The following is a 3,677-nucleotide window of genomic DNA, read 5'->3' on the forward strand; positions in this document are numbered from 1 at the left end:
GGCCCATCACGGGCCCGGGGTCTCGTGCGCTCGCCCGGAACGGCCGGACGGATCACAGCGGACGCGAAGAGCCGGACCGAGAGAGAATCGGAATATGGTCTTCCGCTTCAGGAACGGTGAGGCAATCCCGAGACGTCGGCGAACCGTATATACGGATATGTCAAGGTTTCGGTTCCCCACGGGCCGCCTGCCGGACGAGGCTCTGCTGTCCGGGCTGGCCACGGGTGATCCGGAGCTCGCCGTCACCTTCGTCCGGAGGTTCCAGCACACAGTCTTCGGAGTCGCCGTCGCCGTCACCGGGGATCCGCAGCTCGCCGAGGACATCGCCCAGCAGACGTTCGAGCGCGCCTGGCGCCATGCCCAGATCTACGACGCGCGCCGGGGCTCGGTGCGGACCTGGCTCACGGCCATCGCCCACAACCTCGCCATCGACGCGGTCAGGTCCCGGCAGCCGGAGCCGGTGGCGCCCGAGGACATCGAGGCGATCCTCGGCGTGGTCAGCAGCGAGACTCCCGAGCAGCACGCGCTGGCCGACGAGGCGTCCACCCGGCTGCGGGCGGCCGTGGCCGAACTGCCGCCCGAACAGGGCCGCGCCCTGGTGATGGCGGGCATCTACGGCATGACCGCCCAGCAGGTGGCCGACTCGGAGAAGATCCCGCTGGGCACCGCCAAGACACGCATCAGGACTGCGATGGGGAAACTGCGGACCACGCTCACGTCTCCGAAACGAGGCGACCATGTCAAATGAGGCGTCCTGCGAGAAGCTGCGCGAGATCGGTGCCGAGCTGGCGCTCGGCGTGCTGCCCGGCCGCGAACGGGCCGGCGCGGTCGCCCACCTGGACGGGTGCGCGGCGTGCCGCGAGTACGTCGAACAGCTGACCCTCGTGGGCGACGGGCTCGTCGGGCTGCTGCCCGGCAGCGAGCCGCCGGTCGGGTTCGAGGCCCGGGTGGCGCAGGCCCTGACGCAGGCCGCGTCGGCGCACGAGGGACACCCGCAGTCCGGCGAGTCCACCGTCCCCCGCAAGAGCGTGCGGGGCCGGGCGCGGCTGCGGATCGCCTCGGCCGCGGCCGTGCTCGTCGCAGCGGTCGGCTTCGGAGGCTGGGCGGTCGGCACGGCGATCGAGAACGTCGTGGCCGGCTCCTCCGCGTCCGTCGGCACCGACGCGGACCTGCTGTCCGGAGACCTGGCCTCGGCCGTCGCCCACGACAAGGCGGTCGGCGAGGTCTACGCGCACGCCGACCCCAAGGGCTGGGTCTACATGACCATCGACCTCTCCCAGGCCGGCACGCCCTACGACGGCAAGGTCGTGTGCCTGCTCGAGCGCAAGGACGGCTCCACGGTCCCCGTCGGCACCTTCACCGTGCGCCACGGCAGTGGTTCCTGGGGCGCCCCCGCCTCCGTCGACCCCTCGGCGCTGTCGGGCGCCCGTGTGACGAGGCCCGACGGCACCGTACTCGCGAAGGCGCGACTGGGCGTGGCCGGTCAGCAGAGTTAGGTTCCGCGGCCTCCGAGGGCCACGGCCAGCTCGGGCACCGTGAGCCTGGCGGCCGGGTCCGCCCGCAGGCAGCCGGGGGCGGCGGCCGCGCCGGGGGCGGGGCGCGGGCGCCGCGGGGGGGCGGCGCCGGCCGCCCGACCGCCCCCGGCCCGACCGCCGCCTGCCGCCGCCCTCGGCCGGGGCGGGGGCGGGGGCCCGCGCGGGGGGGCCGCCCATCCACGCCACGACGGACGCCCGCTGCGCATACCGGCGGGCCCCGGGCCCCGAGGCGCTGCCGCCGCCGGCCTCCGGGTCCCGTGCTTCGTGGACGTCCTCCGTCGGCGCGCCGGATCCGTCGCGGCCGAAGGGCACGTCACCGCCGGCCACCGCGTACAACGTGATGCCGACGCCCCACACGACGGCCGCGGCGGAGAGGTGTCCGCCGCGCGCCTGCTCCGGGGCGAGGTAGCGCAACGTGCCCAACCCGGCGGGAGCGGGGCCGGGCGGCCGCGCGAGGCTGAGGTCGAGCACCTTCGCGTGCCCGCAGTCCACGACGACGTTGGACGGCTTGAGGTCCAGATGCAGCAGTCCGCGGCCGTGCAGGTAGTGGATCGCGGAGCACAGCTGCACTCCGAGGAGCGCCACGTCCGCGGCCGAGGGCCGGCGCCGCATGCTGCCGACGAGGTGGGACAGCGTCTGCCCGGTGAGTGTCTCCAGGACGACGAGCGGCTCCGGTGACGCGAAGGTCTCGTACGCGCGGACCAGGTGCGGATGGGTGAATCCCAGCAGCCACCGGCCCTCCCGAAGCAGCCGGTCACCCAGCTCCGGTTCGCCGCTGCGGTCCGGACGTACCGCCTTGATCACACAGCGGCAGGCCCGTTCCTCGCTCCACGCGTCGTACACGTCCAGCCAGCCCGTGCGCGCCAGATGTCCCAGGACCTCGTAGCCGGGAACCGGACGGACGCCGGGCGCCAGCGGCGGGGCCGGCCGTGCGCCGCTCATGACAGCACCGTGCCACGCGGCAGGGAACCCGACTCGGCGAGGTGGCCCGGTACCGGACTGAGCCGGTACAGCCGGGCATAGGTGCCGTCCCGGGCGAGCAGCTCGTCATGGGTCCCCGACTCGACGACCCGGCCCCGGTCGAGGACCACGATCCTGGTGGCGTCCCGGACGGTGAGCAGATCGTGCGAGATGACGACGGTCGTCCGCCCGGCCATGAGGCGGCGCAACGGCTCCATGATCCTCAGGCCGGACCGCGCGTCGAGCCCGGTGGTCGGTTCGTCCAGGAGGAGGACGGGCGCGTTGCGGATCATGGCGCGCGCGATCGCCAGGCGCTGGCGCTGTCCGCCGGACAGGGTCCGGCCGCGCTGGCCGACCATCGTGTCGTAGCCGTCCGGCAGCAGTTCGATGAAGTCGTGGGCGTCCGCCGCGCGTGCCGCCGCGACGATGTCCGGCTCGCTCGCCCCGGGCCGCCCGTAGGCGATGTTGTCCCGCACGGTGCCGTGGAAGACCAACGTCTCCTGCAGGACCACCGCCACGTTCTCCCGCACGTCGGACAGGCGCAGGTCGCGCAGGTCCGTTCCGTCGAGACGGAGCGCGCCCGTGTCGGGGTCGTAGAACCGCAGCAGGAGCTTGGCGACCGTGGACTTGCCGGCCCCGCTGGCTCCGACGAGCGCCAGGCTCTCGCCCGGGGCCACGCGGAACGACACCTCCGACAGTGCCCGGCGCGCCGTCCCGGGGTAGCTGAAGGACACGCCGTCGAACTCGACCTCGCCGCGCGCCCGGCCGATGCTGCGGGCTCCCGCCGCCTCGACGACCTGTGGCCGCTGGTCCAGCAACTCGATGATCCGTTCCGCGGAGGCCGAGGCGGCGTAGAAGGTGTTGCCCAGGCGGGACAGGCCGCGGATCGGGCTGTAGAGCTTGCCGATGAGCGCGAGGAAGACGAGCAGCCCGCCGAGGGTGAGCTGGCCCTGTGCCAGCTTCCAGGTGCCGAGGCCCATGACGGCGAGTCCGCCCGTCACCTCGATGACCTCGACGAGCGAGCCGTAGACGGCGTGGATCCGCGCCGAGGCCATCGTCGCGTGGAACCTGCCGAGGCTCTCGCGCTCGAAGCGGGGAGCCACCCCCAACGGCCCGGTGTGTGGGGGGCCCCCGGGGACACATCCCCACCCCAACACCGCCCCCCCCCCCCAGTAACCCCCG

Annotated in this window: 3 protein-coding genes and 1 pseudogene; 2 read left to right on the plus strand and 2 right to left on the minus strand. The window is 73.9% G+C overall.

Translation table 11 applies throughout. The annotated features are described in order from the left end of the window. Positions 1-157: 157 nt before the first annotated feature. Complete coding sequence (locus ACFW2E_RS34990) at positions 158-748, plus strand: RNA polymerase sigma factor (RefSeq protein WP_384472427.1); 591 nt, start codon at positions 158-160, stop codon at positions 746-748. Then, entirely contained in the window at positions 738-1,496 is a 759-nt protein-coding gene (locus tag ACFW2E_RS34995) for a hypothetical protein (protein ID WP_384472430.1), read from the plus strand. Before ACFW2E_RS34990 ends, ACFW2E_RS34995 begins: the two co-directional genes overlap by 11 nt. Positions 1,497-1,886: 390 nt before the next feature. Here the strand turns inward: ACFW2E_RS34995 and ACFW2E_RS35000 are convergent. Both ACFW2E_RS35000 and ACFW2E_RS35005 read right to left on the minus strand, forming a co-directional pair. Continuing rightward, positions 1,887-2,477, minus strand: a pseudogene (locus ACFW2E_RS35000) (protein kinase); the annotation flags it as partial. Next, positions 2,474-3,598, minus strand: coding sequence for an ABC transporter ATP-binding protein (locus ACFW2E_RS35005; protein ID WP_384472433.1), 1,125 nt, complete (start codon positions 3,596-3,598; stop codon positions 2,474-2,476). The gene ACFW2E_RS35005 and the pseudogene ACFW2E_RS35000, both read right to left, overlap by 4 nt. Positions 3,599-3,677 lie beyond the last annotated feature (79 nt).

It is taken from the genome of Streptomyces sp. NPDC058964 (assembly GCF_042741275.1).
Classification (GTDB): Bacteria; Actinomycetota; Actinomycetes; order Streptomycetales; family Streptomycetaceae; genus Streptomyces.